The sequence below is a fragment of the Nocardioides sp. CPCC 206348 genome, from assembly GCF_048654705.1.
Taxonomy (GTDB): domain Bacteria; phylum Actinomycetota; class Actinomycetes; order Propionibacteriales; family Nocardioidaceae; genus Nocardioides.
The window spans coordinates 38,314-53,854 of the sequence record NZ_JBMCZA010000210.1; the positions used below are offsets into that span (position 1 = coordinate 38,314).

Consider the following 15,541-nt stretch of genomic DNA (forward strand, 5'->3'; position numbering starts at 1 on the left):
GGAACCGTCCGGGGCGGCGCCGCGTCGTACCGCCATGACGACGACACCCCCGAGGGCCTCACGCAGGACACCCCGCACCCGACTCCTGCTCGCCATCGCGGCGGTGGCCGCCGTGGCGGCAACCGCAGGTTGCGCGGGGTCCGGGGACGACGACGAGCGCTCCACGGCCGACGTGGCCTCCAGCCGCGACGACGCCGGCGGCGCCGACCTCGAGCCCGGCGCACCCCAGGCCGGCCTGGCAGACGGCAGGGCCCAGGACGCGGCAGCGGCGCCCGACGCCGAGGTCGCAGCGGATCCTGCGAAGCAGCTCGAGGTCCCTGGGCAGTCCGTGATCTCGACCGGCACCATCTCGCTGGAGTCCAAGGACGTGGGTGATGCCCGGGTCGAGGTGCGCAAGGTCATCGACAAGTACCAGGGCACCCTCGCCGAACAGGAGACGACGACCGGCGACAAGGGCGAGGTCACCTCGGCCCGGCTGGTCTTCCGGGTGCCGGCTGCCCGCTTCGCAGACGCGACCCTGGATCTCGAAGGGATCGCGACCCTGACCAGCTCCACGTCGTCGGGCCAGGACGTGTCCACCGAGGTGGTCGACGTGGAGGCGCGGATCCGCGCCCAGCGCAAGAGCGTGTCCCGGATCGAGGCGCTGCTGGCGCGCGCCGAGAACCTCGAGCAGATCGTGACCATCGAGAGCCAGCTGAGCTCACGCCAGGCCGAGCTCGATGCCCTGCTCGCCCGGCAGACCTACCTCGCCGACCAGACCAGCCAGTCCACGATCAACGTCTACATCCAGCAGCCCGACACGGAGTCCGACGACAACGACGACGACACGGCAGACGGCTTCCTCGGCGGCCTGCGCGACGGCTGGGACAGCTTCGTGTCCGGTTTCGGCGCCGTCCTCACCGTGGTCGGATTCGCCCTCCCCTGGCTCGCGCTGCTGCTCCTGATCGGCATCCCCGCCCGCGTGCTGCTCAGGCGACGGGGTCGAGCAACCGCCTGATCAACGGGCGCGAGCGCTCGAGCCACTGCTCGTAGGCCGCGGGGTCGTCGTACTGCTTGTCGAGGACGTAGAGCCCTCCCGGTACGACGGCCCCGAGGTGCAGCAGGAGCGGGGCCAGGCCCACGTCGGGCGCCAGCGCATGCGCGGGACCACCGCCGAGCATCAGGGGGACGGCGAGCCCGGACAGCTGCCCGACGGCGAACCGGTCGAGAAACAGCTTCAGCAATCCCGTGTACGTCGCCTTGTAGGTCGGGCACGCGACGACCACCAGGTCCGCCCCACCGACCGCGGTCACCAGGTCACCGACGGCGGGATCACTCCAGTCGAACAGCGCGGCACCGACGGTGGCGAGGTCGACCACCAGGTCGGGTTCGGCTCCGACGAGCTCGCGATGCAGGAGCAGGGCAGCATCGAGGGTGCGGCTGGCGGGACGGGGGTTGCCGACCACGACGGCCGTGCGCGGCGCGCTCATCGGCCCGCCCCCACCGACGCGAACGGCACGGCGCTGCTGTGCAGGCGCTGCGGGCCGTCGTACTTCCACAGGCCACGCTCAGCGAGGATCGGCAGCACCCCTTCGCCGAACCAGTAGGCGCCCTCGAGGTGCGGGTAGGCAGAGAGCACGAACTCGTCGAGCCCGAGATCGGCGTACTCGGCGATCCGGTCGGCGACCTCCTCGTGACTGCCCACCAGCGCGGTGCCGGCACCGCCGCGCACGAGGCCGACGCCGGCCCAGACGTTCGGGTGGATCTCGAGATCGGCGGTGCTGCCACTGTGCAGGTCGAGCATCCGCCGCTGGCCCTCGGACTCGCTGCGGCGCAGGCCGTCCTGGACCCGCGTGATGGCCGCCGGATCGATCCCCTGCAACAACCGGTCGGCCTCCGCCCACGCCTCCTCGGCGGTGTCGCGGGTGATCACGTGCATCCGGATCCCGAAGCGGATCGGACGATGGTCCGGCCCGCGTCCGGCCGCGGCGGCGAGCTCGCGGATCCAGGCGATCTTCTCCGCCACGGCGTGCGGTGGTTCGCCCCAGGTCAGGTAGACGTCGGCATGCTCGGCGGCCACCTTGCCCGCGGCGGGTGAGGACCCGCCGAAGTAGATGTCCGGGACCGGGTTCGGGATCTGCGCGAGCTGCGCGTTCTCGACCGAGAGGTGTTCGCCCGCGAAGTCGACGACCTCACCAGTCCACAGGCGGCGCACGATCTCGAGGAACTCGCCGCACCGTTCGTAACGGGCGTCCTTGTCGAGGAAGTCGCCGTACATCCGCTGCTCGTGGCTCTCGCCGCCGGTGACGACGTTGAGCAGCAGGCGGCCACCACTGAGGTTCTGGAAGGTGCCGGCCATCTGGGCGGCGAGGTACGGCGCCACGACCCCCGGGCGGAACGCCACGAGGAACTTCAGCCGGTCCGTGGTCTGGCTCAGCATCGCCGTGCTCAGCCAGGCGTCCTCGCACCACGCACCCGTCGGCGTGAGCGCCGCTTCGAAGCCGTTGTCCTCCGCCGCCCGGGCGACCTGGGTGAGGTAGGCGACGTCGGCCGGACGCCCGGCCTGTCCGGGGTTGACGCCGTGGCCGCCGCCGACGACGTTGCGTCCGTCGCCACCGTTGGTGGGCAGGAACCAGTGGAACTTCAAAGACATCGCGATCCTCAGATCTGGCCGTTGCGCGGCGGCAGGGTTCCGTCGATCGCGAAGCGACCGAGGTGCTGGACCTTCCAGGCCGCCGGGTCGTGCAGGGTGTGGGTACGGGCGTTGCGCCAGTGCCGGTCGAGGTTGTCCGTGGCCAGGGCCGAGCGCGTGCCCGCAACCTCGAAGAGCCGGCTCGCTGCCTCCAGGGAGGCGGCGGTGGTGGCGGCTCGCGCCGCGGCGACCGCGAGGCTGGCGTCGGCAGCGGTCTCGTCGGTCAGGTCGGCGCGGGCCCGGTCGACGGCGCGACCGGCCTCGGCCAGCAGCGCCTCCGCGCCACGGACCTGCAGCTCGATCTCCCCGAAGGCGCGCACGACCAGGGGGTCCTCCGCGGCGCCCGCGACGTCGTAAAGCGTGATCGCGTCGGGGTAGGGCCGGCTCCGCGTGGTCACGAAGGCCGCCGCGTCCCGTAGCGCCGCTCGCGCGATGCCCGCGTCGATCGCCGCGTGCAGGAGCTGCGCGAACGACCCGTAGGCCTGGGGTCGTTCGAACGTCAGGTGGTACGGCGTGATCCGGTCGGATGCGACGCGGACCCCGGCCAGCCGGACGGTGCCGCTGGCGGTGGTGCGCTGGCCGAGGCCGTTCCAGTCGTCGATGACGGTGACTCCCTCGGCGTCCCGTTCGACCCAGGCCACGTGCAACGGCCCACCCTCCCCGAGGTGCGCGAGGACCGGGATCCAGTGCGCGAACAACGCCCCGGTGCAGTAGCCCTTCTCGCCGTCGAGCACCCAGTCGCCGTTGACCAGGGCGTCGCGGCGCAGTGTGGTCGCGTGGTCGCGGACGTGCTTCGAACCGATCTCGGACTGGGCGTTGCCGAACCGCTTCCCGGCCAGCACCTCGCCGAGCAGGAAGGCCTTCTGCTCCTCGGTGCCCTGCTCCAGGATCGCGTTGACGTAGACGAAGTGGCTGTGCGGGATCTGCGCGATGTTCGGGTCACCGGTGGCGATCAGTCGCACGACCTCGGCCAGCACCGCGGCGCCCAGCCCCGGGCCGCCGTACTCGACCGGAACAGTGAGGGCGAGCAGCCCGGAGGCCGAGAGGGCCTCCACCTCCGCGACCGGGAGTATCCGTTCCCGGTCGCGGAGGGCCGAGCCCTCGGCGAACGTGGCGGCCAGCTGCGTGGCGGCCGCGATCGCGGAGGTGGCCGTGTGGGCCTCGGGGGTTTCGAGGCTCGTCGCTGGCGCTCCTCGCACCTCGACCACCGGAGGGCTCGCGGTCATCAGACGCGCTCCAGCTCCGCTGCTTCGAGCTCACGGACGATCGGGAGCACCTCACGGCCGAAGTACTCGACGTCCTCGAGGTAGTGCAGGAAGCCGAGGAGCAGCAGGTTCACGCCACGGCGCTTGTACTCGATGATCCGGGTCGCGATCTGCTCGGGCGTGCCGATCAGGCCAGTGCGGAAGCCGTCGTTGTACTGGACCAGGTCGGCGAACTCGGAGTCCTGCCACATGCCCTTCTTGTCACCGGTGCTCTGGCCGGCCTGGCGTACGGCGCCGCCGAACCCTTCGACCGCCTCGCGGTCGGCCTTGTCGATGATCTCGCGCAGGACGTCGCGCGCCTCGGCCTCGGTGTCGCGGCCGATGAAGAAGCCGTTGACGCCGAACCGCACGGTGCGGCCATGGACGGTGGCCACGTCGGTGACGTCGCGGATCTGCTCGGAGATCCCGTCGGGGGTGTTGCCGTTGGCGAAGTACCAGTCCGAGACCCGGCCGGCCATGCCGCGCGCGTCGGTGGAGTTGCCTCCCTGGAAGATCTCCGGGTGCGGGCGGCCCTCGCTGGCCAGCGGCTTGGGCTTCAGGTCGAAGTCGTGGAGGCGGTAGAAGTCGCCGTTGAACTCGGCGTTCTCCGACGTCCAGATCTCGCGGACGTAGCGAATGAACTCCTCCGAGCGGCGGTAGCGCTCGCCGTGCTCGAGCCACGGCTCGCCGAGCTTGGTGAACTCGTCCTTGAACCAGCCGCTGACGACGTTGATGGCGGCGCGACCACCGGAGATCTGGTCGGCCGTGGCGATGAACTTCGCCAGCACGCCCGGCTGCCAGAGGCCCGGGTGGACCGCGGCGATCACCTTGAGGCGCTCGGTGGCGAGCAGCAGCGCGAGGCTGAAGCTGGTCGACTCGTGCTGGTTCGCGGCGCCGTACGACGCGATGTAGCGCACCTGCGAGAGCGCGTACTCGAAGCCGTTGTTCTCGGCCAGGCGCGCGAGCTTGACGTTGTAGTCGTAGCCCCAGTCGGTGCGCTGTTCGATCTTGCTGACCACCAGTCCCCCGCTGACGTTGGGGACCCAGTAGGCGAACTTGAGCGGCTCGGCGAAGGCTTCGCGGTCAAAGGGCTGGTCGGACATGTGAGGTCTCCGTGGTTAAGTCGAGTAGTTCAATAGACATTAGCGGAAAGTTGCCGTCGCGCAAGCCTTCGCAGGGTCGCCGGCACGTGGAACCGGCGACCCCGCGAAAGGCAGGGCCTGTCACCGTGCCGTGCGTCCGATCGCCCACGCGTACGGCGGCGGGGAGCCATTCACGAGATACCCGCCGACCACCCGCGACTTGAGGATCCGCGGGTTGTGCGAGGCCACCGTCCGCGCATTGCGCCAATGCCGATCCAGGCCCCGCTCACGCGATGTCCCCGACGCACCGAGCGTGTCGAACAGGTTGGTCGTCGCCGTCAGGATCAGATCGGTCACTGCCACCTGGGCTGCCGAGGACTCGAGCTCGGCCACCTCGTTGGCGATCGCGATCTCGACATCGGCTCCGGGCGGCAGGTCGGCCACCTCCTGCACCGCCGTCGCCGTCCGGATCGTGACCGCCTCGGCCGCATGGACTGCGGCGGCAGCCTCCCCGATCCGGGCCAGCACCTGCGCGTCGTCACGCACCCGCGCGGCATTGGCGTGGGAGTAGTTGCGCTCGCGACCCTGCACCTGCGCGATGAACTCCCGCAGAGCAGCCTTCCCGATCCCGCTGAGGACGGAGAGCAGGTTCAGCTGGTAGAGCGCGGTCTGGTAGGCGAACCGCTCGCCGAACGGCAGCACGTTCTCGGCCGGCACCAGCACGCCGTCGAAGGTGGTCGTGCCACTGCCCGACCCACGCTGCCCGAATCCGTCCCAGTCGTCGGTGACCGTGACCTTCGGTTCCCGGGTGTCCACCAGGGCGATCGCGAAGTCCGTCGGCCGACCCGGGACCTCGCGCTTCACGTAGACATCCGCCCACTCGGCGTAGACCGTTCCGGTCGTGTAGAACTTGCTGCCGGTCAACAGGTAGTCGCCGTCGGGCTGCCCGGTGAGCACCGTGGCCTGGGTGTCGATGGCCGTGGCGCCGACCTCCGACCAGGCGTTGCCGGCGATCTCGCCCCCGGCGAAGCGTTCGAACCACACCCGCTGGTCACGACCCCGGGCGTGCTGCCAGAGCCGGTCCTCGACGAGGGCCCCGTGTCCCCGGAGCGCCTGCGGCAGGTTGGAGTCCGCGGCCGCGAGGTCGATCCAGAGCTGCGTGAGCTCCGGGATCGAGGCCCCGCGGCCGCCGTACGCGGTCGGGACGCGGAGCGCACCGAAGCCGGCCGCCTTGAGGCGGCCCACCTCCTGGTCCGGCAGCACGTCGTCGACCTCACGCTGGAGCGCGCCTTTGCCGATCTCCTCGAAGAGCGGTCCGTACGACGCCCGGAGCTCGTCGAGCAACGGGGTCCGCAGCGTCGGGCGGTCGAGCCCGCGGACCACATCCGCGGCGATGTCGGGAAGAGGGCGGTCGGTGATGGTCATCGCCGCGTCCTCACGTGTACCAGGACGGCGCCGGCAGCTCGCCGAGCAGGGCGTAGCGCCCGACCTCGGCACGCTTGTGGGCCACCGGGTCGTGGAGGCTGTGCGTGCGGATGTTGCGCCAGAAGATGTCGAGGCCCACGCTGCTCGCCGTGGCGCGAGCTCCCGTGACGTCGTACACCCGCGTCCCGACCTCGAGGCCGGTGTCGATCGCGACCTGCTTGGCCGCTGCAATCACCACCTCCGCCTCGCCGCGCTCCTGCTCGGTCACGGTGTCGGCGTGGGCGTTGATCGCCTCGATGAGGGTGGCGGCCCGCTCGACCAGGGCCTCGGCGGCCCAGAGCTTCGAGCGGAGGTCGCCGTACGCCTCGAGGATGTAGAACTCCTCGCTCGCGGAGTCCTTGAGGTCCGGCGTGAAGGGCCACGGACGGGTCTTCTCGCGGGTGTAGGTGGCTGCGGTGGCCAGCGCGCCCTCGGCAATGCCGACGTAGATGTTGGCGAAGATGAGCTGGATCAACGGCACGTTGAGCGTGTTGTAGACCCGCGGCACGAACTCGTGTCCTTGCTCGGTCTCGACGTAGCCGGCGGCTGCCGCCCACGGCACCCGGACGCCGTCGATGGTGACGCCGCCGCTCTCGGTGAGGCGCTGGCCGAGGCTGTCCCAGTCACCCTTGAACCGGATGGCGGGCTGGTCGGTGGGGACGATCGCGAAGACGTGCTGGTCAGTGCCCTCGAGGATGCCTTCGAGGACCGTCACGTCGGAGATCCGGCCGCCGGTCGAGAAGCTCTTCTCTCCGCGGTAGACCAGTTCCTCGGCGCCGTCGTCGCCCTGCTCCAGGGTGATCCTCAAGTCGGCGTCACGCGGGTTGACCGCGCCCCCGAAGAACCAGGCGTCCTGCGTGGCCTGCTGCTCGACGGCAGCGATCTGGTCGGGGGTGCCGACCAGGCGGACGGCCCAGAACCACAGGTAGTGGTAGCCGATCAACTGTCCGATGGAGCCGTCGCCGGCGCTGACCGCGCGGATCACGCGCAGGGCCGTCGTCCAGTCCTGGCCACCTCCGCCGTGCTCGACCGGCCCCAGCAGGGTGACCAGGCCCGAGTCCTTGAGCAGCTGCACCTCCGCCGTCGGGATCGCGAGGGCGCGGTCACGCTCGACGGCATCGGCAGCCAGCGTGGTGGCGACCTGGCGCGCGCGTTCGAGCCAGCCGTCCGCAGTCGTCGGGCGGTCGGTCCACCCACCGGCGGCCGTGCCGGGAGGGGCGGTCAAGTCAGCAGTCATGGACGAATCTCTCCTCGTGTCGAGAAAGCGTGATATTGTTTCTCTACAGACTTACTGCACTTTAAGGGTCTGACAAGTGTCCAGCCTCTCGGCATCGCCGAGGGGGTGATCGGCTGCGGCACTCACCGAACTCACCAGGAGCACCAGATGCGCATCGAACAGTTGGAGTACCTCGCCGCCGTCACCCAGCACGGGTCACTGCGCCGCGCGAGCGAGAAGCTCCACCTCTCGCAGCCCGCGCTCAGCGAGGCCCTCACCAAGCTGGAACGCGAGCTACGCGTCACCCTCCTCGACCGACGGCGCTCGGGCGCCCGCATCAGCCGGGAAGGCCGCGAGCTGCTTCCCTACATGAACGAGGTGCTCGCCGCGGTCGACCGGCTCAAGGTTGCGGCCGGCGACCAGCGCACCGACACCCGGGTCATCCGCGTCGGCACGGTGCACGCCGCCACCTCGACCCTTCTGGTGCCCGCCGTCCGCGTGTTCCAGGAACGCCACCCCGGTACGACGGTCGAAGTGCTCACGATGCAGCAGGCCCAGATCGACGAGGCGCTGGCCGAGGGCACCCTGGACCTCGGGCTGGTCAACGTGCTCGACGGCGACGACGCACCCATCGGCCTCGACGGGATCGACCTGCTCGTCGGCCGGCCGGTCGCCGTACTCCCGGCCGGGCACCGCCTCACGGTCCGCCCCCAGGTGACCATCGACGAACTGCGCCTCGAACGCTTCGTGATGATGCGCGCGGGCTACGTGATGCACCGCTACGTCCACCGGGCGTTCGGCCCGGAGGTCCCGCCCGCGGCCCACAGCACCGACGGCGCGGAGATGGGCAAGGCGCTGGTGGCCGAGGGCATCGGCGTCACCGTGCTCCCGGACTACTCCGTGCACGGCGACCCCTTGCACCGGGTCGGCCTGATCGAGACCCGCCCCATCGTCGGGGAGAAGACCTTCGTCACCCTGCAGCTGCGCCAGCGCAAGACCCTCCAGCAGCCGCTGCCCGTGCGCGAGCTGCAGACCGCCCTGATCGCGCGGGCCAAGGAGTACCGCGCCGCCAACGAGGCGGCGGCAGGCGCGGCTTCCTGAGGCCATCGGGTCCTCGGGACATGATGAGGACGTGACCACCACACCGAACGTGTCCGCGCGGCTTGCCGTCCTCATCGACGCCGACAACACCTCGCCGAAGTACGCCAGCGTGCTCCTGCAGGAGCTGGCGCAGTACGGCGTCGCCACGGTGCGGCGCGCGTACGGCGACTGGACCACACCGCAGCTCGGCGGCTGGAAGGCGCAGCTCAACCAGCACGCCATCGCGCCGGAGCAGCAGTTCGCGTACACGACCGGAAAGAACTCGACCGACTCCGCGCTGATCATCGACGCCATGGACCTGCTCTACGGCGGAAGCGTGGACGCCTTCGCCCTGGTCTCCAGCGACAGCGACTTCACTCGCCTCGCCACACGCCTGCGCGAGTCCGGAAAGACCGTCTACGGCCTGGGCCTTCGCAAGACTCCACAATCACTGGTCGCGGCCTGCGACACCTTCATCTATCTCGAGCTCCTCAACGAGAGTCCCGCGGACGACGAGCCGGACGAGCCGCAGAGCGGTCCGGTCGATGACCACGTGGAGGCCGCCGCACCCCCGGGGCCGAATCTCCACAGCTTGCTGACCCGAGCAGTCAACAAGAAGTCGGACGACGACGGATGGGCACATCTCTCGGCCATTGGCAGCTACCTGCGGGCCGCCAACTCCTCGTTCGATCCACGGCTCTACGGATTTCCGAAGCTCGTCTCACTGGTCCAGGCGCAACCCTTCCTGACGACCAAGGGCTCAGGCAGTGGTGTCCTCGTCAGCCTCAAGGGCAAGGCGCCCGCCAAGAAGGCCGCCGCCAAGAAGGCCGCCGCGAAGAAGGCTCAGGCCAGCGGGTAGGACTGCACGAACTCGGTCAGCCGCGCGAGCTGGTCGGGGTTGGTGCTCGGGATGACGCCGTGGCCGAGGTTGAAGATGTGGCCGCGTGCGGCGCGACCGGCCTCGATGACCTCGGCGGCGCGCGCCGTCATCACCTCGGTCGGCGCGAACACCAGCGTCGGGTCGAGGTTTCCCTGCACCGCCCGGTCCCCGACCATCGGGATCGCCCGCTCGAGCGGGGTGCGCCAGTCGACACCGACGACGTCGGCACCGGCCTCGCCCATCAAGTCCAGCAGGTTCGTCGTACCGACGCCGAAGTGGATGCGCGGGACACCCAGCTTGCCGACCTGCTCGAGGACACGGGCCGAGTGCGGCTGGACGTGGCGGACGTAGTCGCCCGGGGTGAGGGCACCGGCCCACGAGTCGAACAGCTGCACGGCCGAGGCACCGGCCGCGACCTGGGTCTCGAGGAACGCAGCCGAGATGCCGGAGATCTTGCGCATCAGCGCGTCCCAGACGTCGGGGGCGCCGAACATGAGTGCCTTCGTCTTCGCGTGCTCCTTCGAGGGCCCGCCCTCGACGAGGTACGACGCCACGGTGAACGGCGCGCCCGCGAACCCGATCAGCGGGGTACCGCCGTTGATGCCGGCGAGCTCGGCGACCAGGCCCTGCACCGCGGCCGTGATGTACGGGATCTGGTCGGCCGTCAGGTCGGGGATCGCCTCGACGTCGGCAAGGGTGCGCACGGGGTTGGCCACGACCGGACCGACGCCGGGCACGATGTCGAGGTCGACGCCCACGGCCTTGAGCGGCAGCACGATGTCGGAGAAGAAGATCGCGGCGTCGACGCCGTACCGGCGGACGGGCTGGAGCGTGATCTCGACGATCAGCTCGGGGTCCGCACAGGAGTCGAGCATCGCGATTCCCTCGCGGAGCTTGAGGTACTCCGGGAGCGAGCGGCCGGCCTGGCGCATGAACCACACAGGCGTGTGGGGGACCGATTCGCCGCGGGCGGCCTTCAGGAAGGCCGAGTCATGGAGGGACGTCACGAGGCCAGCGTCTCAGGTCGACGGCGTGGGACGCACATCGATCGGCACCCTTCGCCCTAGTCTGACCCCATGGTCGCTCGCCAGGAGTCGAACCCGGGGTCCGGCGCTGCCGGCACACCCCGCGAGTTCACCGCTGCCGTCGACAGCCTTCGGTCAGCGAACTTCCGTCCTGAGGTGTTCTGCGAGGAGATGCCCGCGCCGCAGCGGATCGCGCCGTACGCCACGGCGCTCTCGGCCGACGTCACCATCGACGACGAAGAGGTGGCCACCGGCCGCCTGGTGGTGCTGCACGATCCCGCCGGCAACGACGCCTGGGAGGGCACCTTCCGCTGCGTCGCGTACTGCCGCGCCGAGATCGACCACGACCTGGCCACCGATCCCCTGCTGACCGACGTCGGCTGGACGTGGCTGACCGACGCGCTCGAGGCCCACGGCGCCGACCACGTCGCCGAGTCCGGCACGGTCACCCGGGTCGCCACCGAGAGCTACGGCGGGATGGCCGGCGAGCCGGGCAACGCCCAGCTCGAGATCCGGGCGTCGTGGACGCCGATCGACCCGACCGACCTCGCGTCCCACGCCGAGGCGTGGGGCGAGCTGATGTGCACCGCTGGGGGCCTGGAACCGGTGCCGGACGGGGTGGCCGTGATGCCGTCGCGTCGTGGCCAGCGGGGCGGCACCGACTGATGGCTGAGCAGCCAACCGACGCACCTGACGGCACGCAGGAGGAAGTGGAGACGGCACCGCCGGTCGAGCTTCTCCGGCTCGCCGGCGGCCTGCCGCCGGTCATCGACACTGTCCCCGCGCTCGAGGAGTACTGCGCGGTCCTCGCCGCCGGGACCGGTCCGGTCGCAATCGACGCCGAGCGCGCCTCCGGCTACCGCTACTCCAGTCGTGCGTACCTGATCCAGGTCAAGCGCGAAGGCTCCGGCATCGGCCTGATCGACCCCATCGCGTGCGAGAACCTCGACCTGCTCGCCGACGCGATCGGCGACGCCGAGTGGATCCTGCACGCCGCCACCCAGGACCTCGCCTGCCTGGCCGAGGTGGGCCTGCGCCCGAGCGCCCTGTTCGACACCGAGCTCGCCGGTCGACTGCTCAACTACCCCCGCGTCGGTCTCGCGACCCTGGTCGAGACCCTGCTCGACCGGCAGCTGCTCAAGGAGCACTCCGCCGTCGACTGGTCGACCCGCCCCCTGCCGGAGTCCTGGCTCGAGTACGCCGCCCTGGACGTCGAGGTGCTGGTCGAGCTGCGCAACCTGCTCGCTGCCGAGCTCGAGGAGACCGGCAAGGCCGACTGGGCCCGCCAGGAGTTCGACAACCTGCTCAGCTTCACGCCGACCGTGCGGGTCGATGCGTGGCGCCGGACCAGCGGACTGCACAAGGTGCGCGGTCGTCGTACCCTCGGCGCGGTGCGCGCCCTGTGGGAGGCCCGCGACAAGCTGGCCCAGGAGCGCGACGTCACCCCCGGCCGACTGATCCCGGACGCCGCCATCGTCGCCGCGGCCACCGCCATGCCGACCAACCGTGGCGCCCTGATGTCGACGTCGGGCTTCCACGGACGCGGGGCCTCGCGCTACGCCAACGAATGGCTCGCGGCACTCCAGAAGGCCGCGGCCCTGCCCGAGGACGAGCTACCGACCCGCGTCACCCATGGCGACGGACCGCCTGCACCGCGCGCCTGGGGCGACAAGGACCCCGTGGCCGCCCGCCGCCTCGAGCTGGCCCGCGCCGCGATCGGCGCTATCGCCGAGGAGCAGAACCTCCCCCTGGAGAACCTGCTCACCCCGGACCACCTGCGCCGGGTCATGTGGACCCCGCCGCACTCGCGCGAACCCGTCGAGCTGCTCGAGGCCGTCATCGACCAGCTCCGCGCCCTGGGCGCCCGCAGCTGGCAGATCGGCCTGACCGCGCCCGCCCTCTCCAGCGCCGTCCTCGACGCTGACGAGTGGAAGCGTCAGTTGCGCGAGCGGTCGTCGGTGGCGCCGTCCGACGCCGTGCCCGAGGCGCTCGACGACGCCGTGGACGATGGGTCGTCCGACGGTTCCTCCGACGGCTCGTAGTCCGGGTCCAGCAGCGTGCGCGACTTCTCGTCGATCGCGCGCAGCAGCTCCTGCAGGTCCGTGAGGACCGGCGTCGTCAGCAGCCCCTTGATGTCCGGGGTGATCAGCGCCTGCAACTCGGCGCCATTGGTCATCAGCGGCGGCAGCACGATCGAGCGCACCACGTTGTTGAACACGACGGCGTGCGCCGGGGCCAGGTCCGGCTGCAGGAAGTCCTTGGACAGCGCGACGGTCAACTTGCTCGGCTGGATGTAGCCGGTCTCGGCGACCCGGGCCACGGCCTCGTCGCTGACGAGGTAGCTGAGGAAGTTCGCCGAGCTCTCGGCGCGCGCCGGCGACCCCGGGGCCAGGCAGATGCCATTCTGCTCGCCGACCGTGTGGTTCGCGCCCAGTGACGGCATCGGCATCACGTCGAAGTTCAGGCCCTCGACGGCCCGCAGGTCGGGCGTCAGGCTGCGGAAGCCGGCGATCATCGCCAGGCGGCCGCGCTTGAACCAGTCGACGGCCGAACGCTGCTCGAGCTGCCGCGTGGTCAGCGTGAGCCGGGGATCCCGCAACAGCTCAAGGGTCTGGCGCAGGGCGTCCGTCGAGTCGTCCTCGCCGAGGGACAGGCTCTTCGGCTCGTCGCCGTCGAAGATCTTCCCGCCACCCGAGTAGATGAACGGCGCCAGCCCGCGCAGGGTGGGCTCGATGTAGACGCCGCGGGTCTTCAGCCGCGGGCGGCTCGCGAACTCCGCGGCGGCGCGGAACTCGGCGAAGTTCCAGCCCGAGTGGTCGTCCTTCGGCGTCGGCAGCCCCTCGGCCGCCATCGCCTCGAAGTCGACGAGATCGGTGTTGTAGTACATGACCATCGGCGAGGTCGTGTAGGGCATGCACTGCAGGTCGTCGTCGACGGAGAAGGCCTCGATCGCGTCGCGCGAGAAGTCCTCGCCGACCGGGATCTCGCGCTCGTTCAGCAGGTCGAGCAACGGCAGGTTGCGCTTCTCGGCGATCGTCTCGGCGAGGTCGCCGCGCGGCAGGAGGTACAGGTCGGGGCGCGCCACACCGGTCCGCATGGCCAACAGCATCGATGCGGAGTCGGGCCACGAGGTCAGTGCGACGTTCGTGTCCTTGCTGCTCGCGTTGTAGTCGTCGACGACGCCCTGGTAGGCAGCGACCTCGGCCTTGTTGCCCCACACGGCGAACTCGAGGTTCGTCATCGTGGGCTTGGTCGACACGGGGTGCTCCGGCTTCTCGCCCTTGCTGCCGCTGGCCAGGACCAGCATGCCGATCAGCACAGCCACGGCGACGACGCCGACGACGGCACCCGTTCGCCAGTCGAAGCGACTCACGCGCGTCATTACCGTCCTCACTGTGTCCCCGGAACCGTTGACCGGAACCGCGTTCAGCCTACCGGCGGAAGTCGAGCACACCGGGCCGGGAGCGCCTCACGGCGCAGGGCCGCTCTTGGCGGCTTGTTTTTGGGACCCGGGGCTGCCGCGACCCGGCGTGCTCGAGTCCCCATTGTAACGGCCCTAGCCCAGACCACGCGCCAGTTCGACGTGGCCAGCGGCCTCGAGCTGTTCGGCCATCGTCAGCATCCTGCGCACGTCGGCGTCGGGCACCTCGGTGAGCGCGGCGCGCCCCGCCGCGACGACCCGGGCGAAGGCCGAGGCACGGAAGAGGACGTCGGCGAACTCACCGGCCGCGATCCCGCGCAGCACCTCGTCGATCATGTGGCGCAACTCATCCGGACCCGGCGGATCGGCGACCCCGGCGACCACCCGGGCGAACTCCGCACGCGCCCGTCCGGCCTCGAACTGCCGCGCCACACCGGCCGGGTCGGCGTACACCCACGAACGGAGGAGGTAGAGCCGCCAGAGGCAGCCCGACAGCGAGTCGGCCGACGCGTGCGACCAGACCTGGGCGATCGCCTCGATGCCCTCGGTGTCGGCGAGGTGGACGAGGCGTTCGGCGACATTCGCGTCGTCGCTGTCGTGCGCTCCGCGCACCAGGAGTACGGCGGCGCGCTCGGCCGCTTCGGTCACGAGCGCCGGATCGACGCCATCGGCGTGGTCCTCGAAGAACGCAGCCTCCCGCGGGACGGGGCGATGGTGCGGACGGGACTCGGACACCCGGACAGCGTAGGCCCGTCGCGGTCGGAAGGGCGTCAGAGTGCGTCGAATGCCTTGCGCAGCCGCACGTCGGAGACGGGGCCGTCGGTGCCGAGGTGCTGGGCCCACAGGGACACGCGGTACTCCTCGAGCATCCAGCCGATGGCGCGCAGACCGGCGCCCGCGGGGCGACCCTCGGGAAGAGCGGCGACCCGCGCCAGCCAGGCCTCCTGCAACGGCTGGACGAGATCGAGTCGCTGGCGGTCGCGGCCCAGGGCCGCCGGTCCCCCGGTCTCCAGGGCCTGCCGGCGTTCGCGCATCGCGGCCAGCCACGGGCGGTAGCGACGCAGGCGCGCGGCACCCGCCTCACCGACGAAGCCGTCGTGGACCAGTCGGCCGAGCTGGGCCTTGAGGTCGGTCAGCGCCGGCAGCATCAGCATGTCGGCCCGGCCGCTGAGCAGCCGCTCGACCTCGCGCCAGGTCTCCAGGACGCGCAGCAGCTCGGCCAGCACCTGGCGCACTGCGGGTGCGGCGGCCGTGCGCAACGGGGCCAGCAGGTCGTCGTACTCCTGACGGGTGCGGATCGGTCCGGCCGCGTCGACCGCGTCGACCACGACCGCACGCAGGCAGTCGGTCAGGAGGGCGGGGACACCGGAGTAGGGAGTGCCGGCGAGGCCGAGCTTCTCCACGTTCGTGAAGCCGTCGACGATGCCGGCGAGCGGCTTGGTGCCGAGGTCGAGCAGG

General features: G+C 70.8%; 15 protein-coding genes. 5 read left to right on the plus strand and 10 right to left on the minus strand.

What is annotated here, in order from left to right; all coding sequences use genetic code 11:
* Nucleotides 1-34: 34 nt before the first annotated feature.
* Nucleotides 35-997, plus strand: coding sequence for a DUF4349 domain-containing protein (locus tag ACOADB_RS21100; RefSeq protein ID WP_378603103.1), 963 nt, complete (start codon nt 35-37; stop codon nt 995-997).
* On the opposite strand, the gene ACOADB_RS21105 is transcribed toward ACOADB_RS21100, so the two are convergent.
* The 6 genes from ACOADB_RS21105 to ACOADB_RS21130 form a co-directional block, all read right to left on the minus strand.
* Nucleotides 969-1,469, minus strand: a complete 501-nt coding sequence (locus ACOADB_RS21105) for an NADPH-dependent FMN reductase (protein ID WP_378603106.1) — start codon at nt 1,467-1,469, stop codon at nt 969-971. The two genes, ACOADB_RS21100 and ACOADB_RS21105, sit on opposite strands and share 29 nt — an antisense overlap.
* Nucleotides 1,466-2,632: an LLM class flavin-dependent oxidoreductase gene (locus ACOADB_RS21110; RefSeq protein WP_378603109.1), complete on the minus strand. Its 1,167-nt coding sequence runs from the start codon at nt 2,630-2,632 to the stop codon at nt 1,466-1,468. Before ACOADB_RS21110 ends, ACOADB_RS21105 begins: the two co-directional genes overlap by 4 nt.
* A gap of 8 nt (nt 2,633-2,640) precedes the next feature.
* Nucleotides 2,641-3,897, minus strand: coding sequence for an SfnB family sulfur acquisition oxidoreductase (locus ACOADB_RS21115; RefSeq protein WP_378603112.1), 1,257 nt, complete (start codon nt 3,895-3,897; stop codon nt 2,641-2,643).
* The gene (sfnG, locus tag ACOADB_RS21120) at nt 3,897-5,018 is read right to left on the minus strand and encodes a dimethylsulfone monooxygenase SfnG (RefSeq protein WP_378603115.1); all 1,122 of its coding nucleotides are present in this window, start codon (nt 5,016-5,018) and stop codon (nt 3,897-3,899) included. The genes ACOADB_RS21115 and sfnG overlap by 1 nt, the downstream gene beginning before the upstream one ends.
* Before the next feature lie 120 nt (nt 5,019-5,138).
* Nucleotides 5,139-6,422 carry an acyl-CoA dehydrogenase family protein gene (locus tag ACOADB_RS21125; protein ID WP_378603118.1) on the minus strand — a complete coding sequence of 428 codons (1,284 nt, stop codon included), beginning with the start codon at nt 6,420-6,422 and terminating at the stop codon, nt 5,139-5,141.
* A gap of 10 nt (nt 6,423-6,432) precedes the next feature.
* Nucleotides 6,433-7,698 (minus strand): acyl-CoA dehydrogenase family protein, encoded by a 1,266-nt coding sequence (locus ACOADB_RS21130; RefSeq protein ID WP_378603121.1) that lies wholly within the window; start codon nt 7,696-7,698, stop codon nt 6,433-6,435.
* A gap of 147 nt (nt 7,699-7,845) precedes the next feature.
* Here ACOADB_RS21130 and ACOADB_RS21135 point away from each other — a divergent pair, with 147 nt between their 5' ends.
* Entirely contained in the window at nt 7,846-8,778 is a 933-nt protein-coding gene (locus ACOADB_RS21135; RefSeq protein ID WP_378603124.1) for a LysR family transcriptional regulator, read from the plus strand.
* Between the two features lie 31 nt (nt 8,779-8,809).
* Entirely contained in the window at nt 8,810-9,616 is an 807-nt protein-coding gene (locus ACOADB_RS21140) for an NYN domain-containing protein (protein ID WP_378603127.1), read from the plus strand.
* Here ACOADB_RS21140 and hemE read toward each other — a convergent pair.
* Nucleotides 9,601-10,644 carry a uroporphyrinogen decarboxylase gene (hemE, locus tag ACOADB_RS21145; protein ID WP_378603130.1) on the minus strand — a complete coding sequence of 348 codons (1,044 nt, stop codon included), beginning with the start codon at nt 10,642-10,644 and terminating at the stop codon, nt 9,601-9,603. The two genes, ACOADB_RS21140 and hemE, sit on opposite strands and share 16 nt — an antisense overlap.
* A gap of 69 nt (nt 10,645-10,713) precedes the next feature.
* On the opposite strand from hemE, the gene ACOADB_RS21150 reads away from it, so the two are divergent.
* Both ACOADB_RS21150 and ACOADB_RS21155 read left to right on the plus strand, forming a co-directional pair.
* Nucleotides 10,714-11,328, plus strand: a complete 615-nt coding sequence (locus ACOADB_RS21150; protein WP_378603133.1) for a DUF3000 domain-containing protein — start codon at nt 10,714-10,716, stop codon at nt 11,326-11,328.
* Nucleotides 11,328-12,704: an HRDC domain-containing protein gene (locus ACOADB_RS21155; protein WP_378603136.1), complete on the plus strand. Its 1,377-nt coding sequence runs from the start codon at nt 11,328-11,330 to the stop codon at nt 12,702-12,704. The genes ACOADB_RS21150 and ACOADB_RS21155 overlap by 1 nt, the downstream gene beginning before the upstream one ends.
* Here ACOADB_RS21155 and ACOADB_RS21160 read toward each other — a convergent pair.
* The 3 genes from ACOADB_RS21160 to ACOADB_RS21170 all read right to left on the minus strand — a co-directional run.
* Nucleotides 12,599-14,044, minus strand: coding sequence for an extracellular solute-binding protein (locus tag ACOADB_RS21160; RefSeq protein ID WP_378603139.1), 1,446 nt, complete (start codon nt 14,042-14,044; stop codon nt 12,599-12,601). The genes ACOADB_RS21155 and ACOADB_RS21160 overlap by 106 nt on opposite strands.
* Before the next feature lie 174 nt (nt 14,045-14,218).
* On the minus strand, nt 14,219-14,818 hold the full coding sequence (locus ACOADB_RS21165; RefSeq protein WP_378603142.1) for a hypothetical protein: 600 nt from the start codon (nt 14,816-14,818) through the stop codon (nt 14,219-14,221).
* A gap of 35 nt (nt 14,819-14,853) precedes the next feature.
* On the minus strand, nt 14,854-15,541 hold a 688-nt coding region (locus ACOADB_RS21170), incomplete at its 5' end, for a DUF3418 domain-containing protein (RefSeq protein ID WP_378603145.1).

Excerpts from the sequence above, each read along its gene's own strand:
- ACOADB_RS21125 (WP_378603118.1), bottom strand. The coding sequence starts at position 6,422 with ATGACCATCACCGACCGCCCTCTTCCCGACATCGCCGCGGATGTGGTC.
- ACOADB_RS21100 (WP_378603103.1), top strand. The coding sequence starts at position 35 with ATGACGACGACACCCCCGAGGGCCTCACGCAGGACACCCCGCACCCGA.
- ACOADB_RS21160 (WP_378603139.1), bottom strand. The coding sequence starts at position 14,044 with ATGACGCGCGTGAGTCGCTTCGACTGGCGAACGGGTGCCGTCGTCGGC.
- ACOADB_RS21135 (WP_378603124.1), top strand. The coding sequence starts at position 7,846 with ATGCGCATCGAACAGTTGGAGTACCTCGCCGCCGTCACCCAGCACGGG.
- ACOADB_RS21105 (WP_378603106.1), bottom strand. The coding sequence starts at position 1,469 with ATGAGCGCGCCGCGCACGGCCGTCGTGGTCGGCAACCCCCGTCCCGCC.
- ACOADB_RS21115 (WP_378603112.1), bottom strand. The coding sequence starts at position 3,897 with ATGACCGCGAGCCCTCCGGTGGTCGAGGTGCGAGGAGCGCCAGCGACG.
- sfnG (WP_378603115.1), bottom strand. The coding sequence starts at position 5,018 with ATGTCCGACCAGCCCTTTGACCGCGAAGCCTTCGCCGAGCCGCTCAAG.
- ACOADB_RS21130 (WP_378603121.1), bottom strand. The coding sequence starts at position 7,698 with ATGACTGCTGACTTGACCGCCCCTCCCGGCACGGCCGCCGGTGGGTGG.
- ACOADB_RS21155 (WP_378603136.1), top strand. The coding sequence starts at position 11,328 with ATGGCTGAGCAGCCAACCGACGCACCTGACGGCACGCAGGAGGAAGTG.
- ACOADB_RS21150 (WP_378603133.1), top strand. The coding sequence starts at position 10,714 with ATGGTCGCTCGCCAGGAGTCGAACCCGGGGTCCGGCGCTGCCGGCACA.
- ACOADB_RS21110 (WP_378603109.1), bottom strand. The coding sequence starts at position 2,632 with ATGTCTTTGAAGTTCCACTGGTTCCTGCCCACCAACGGTGGCGACGGA.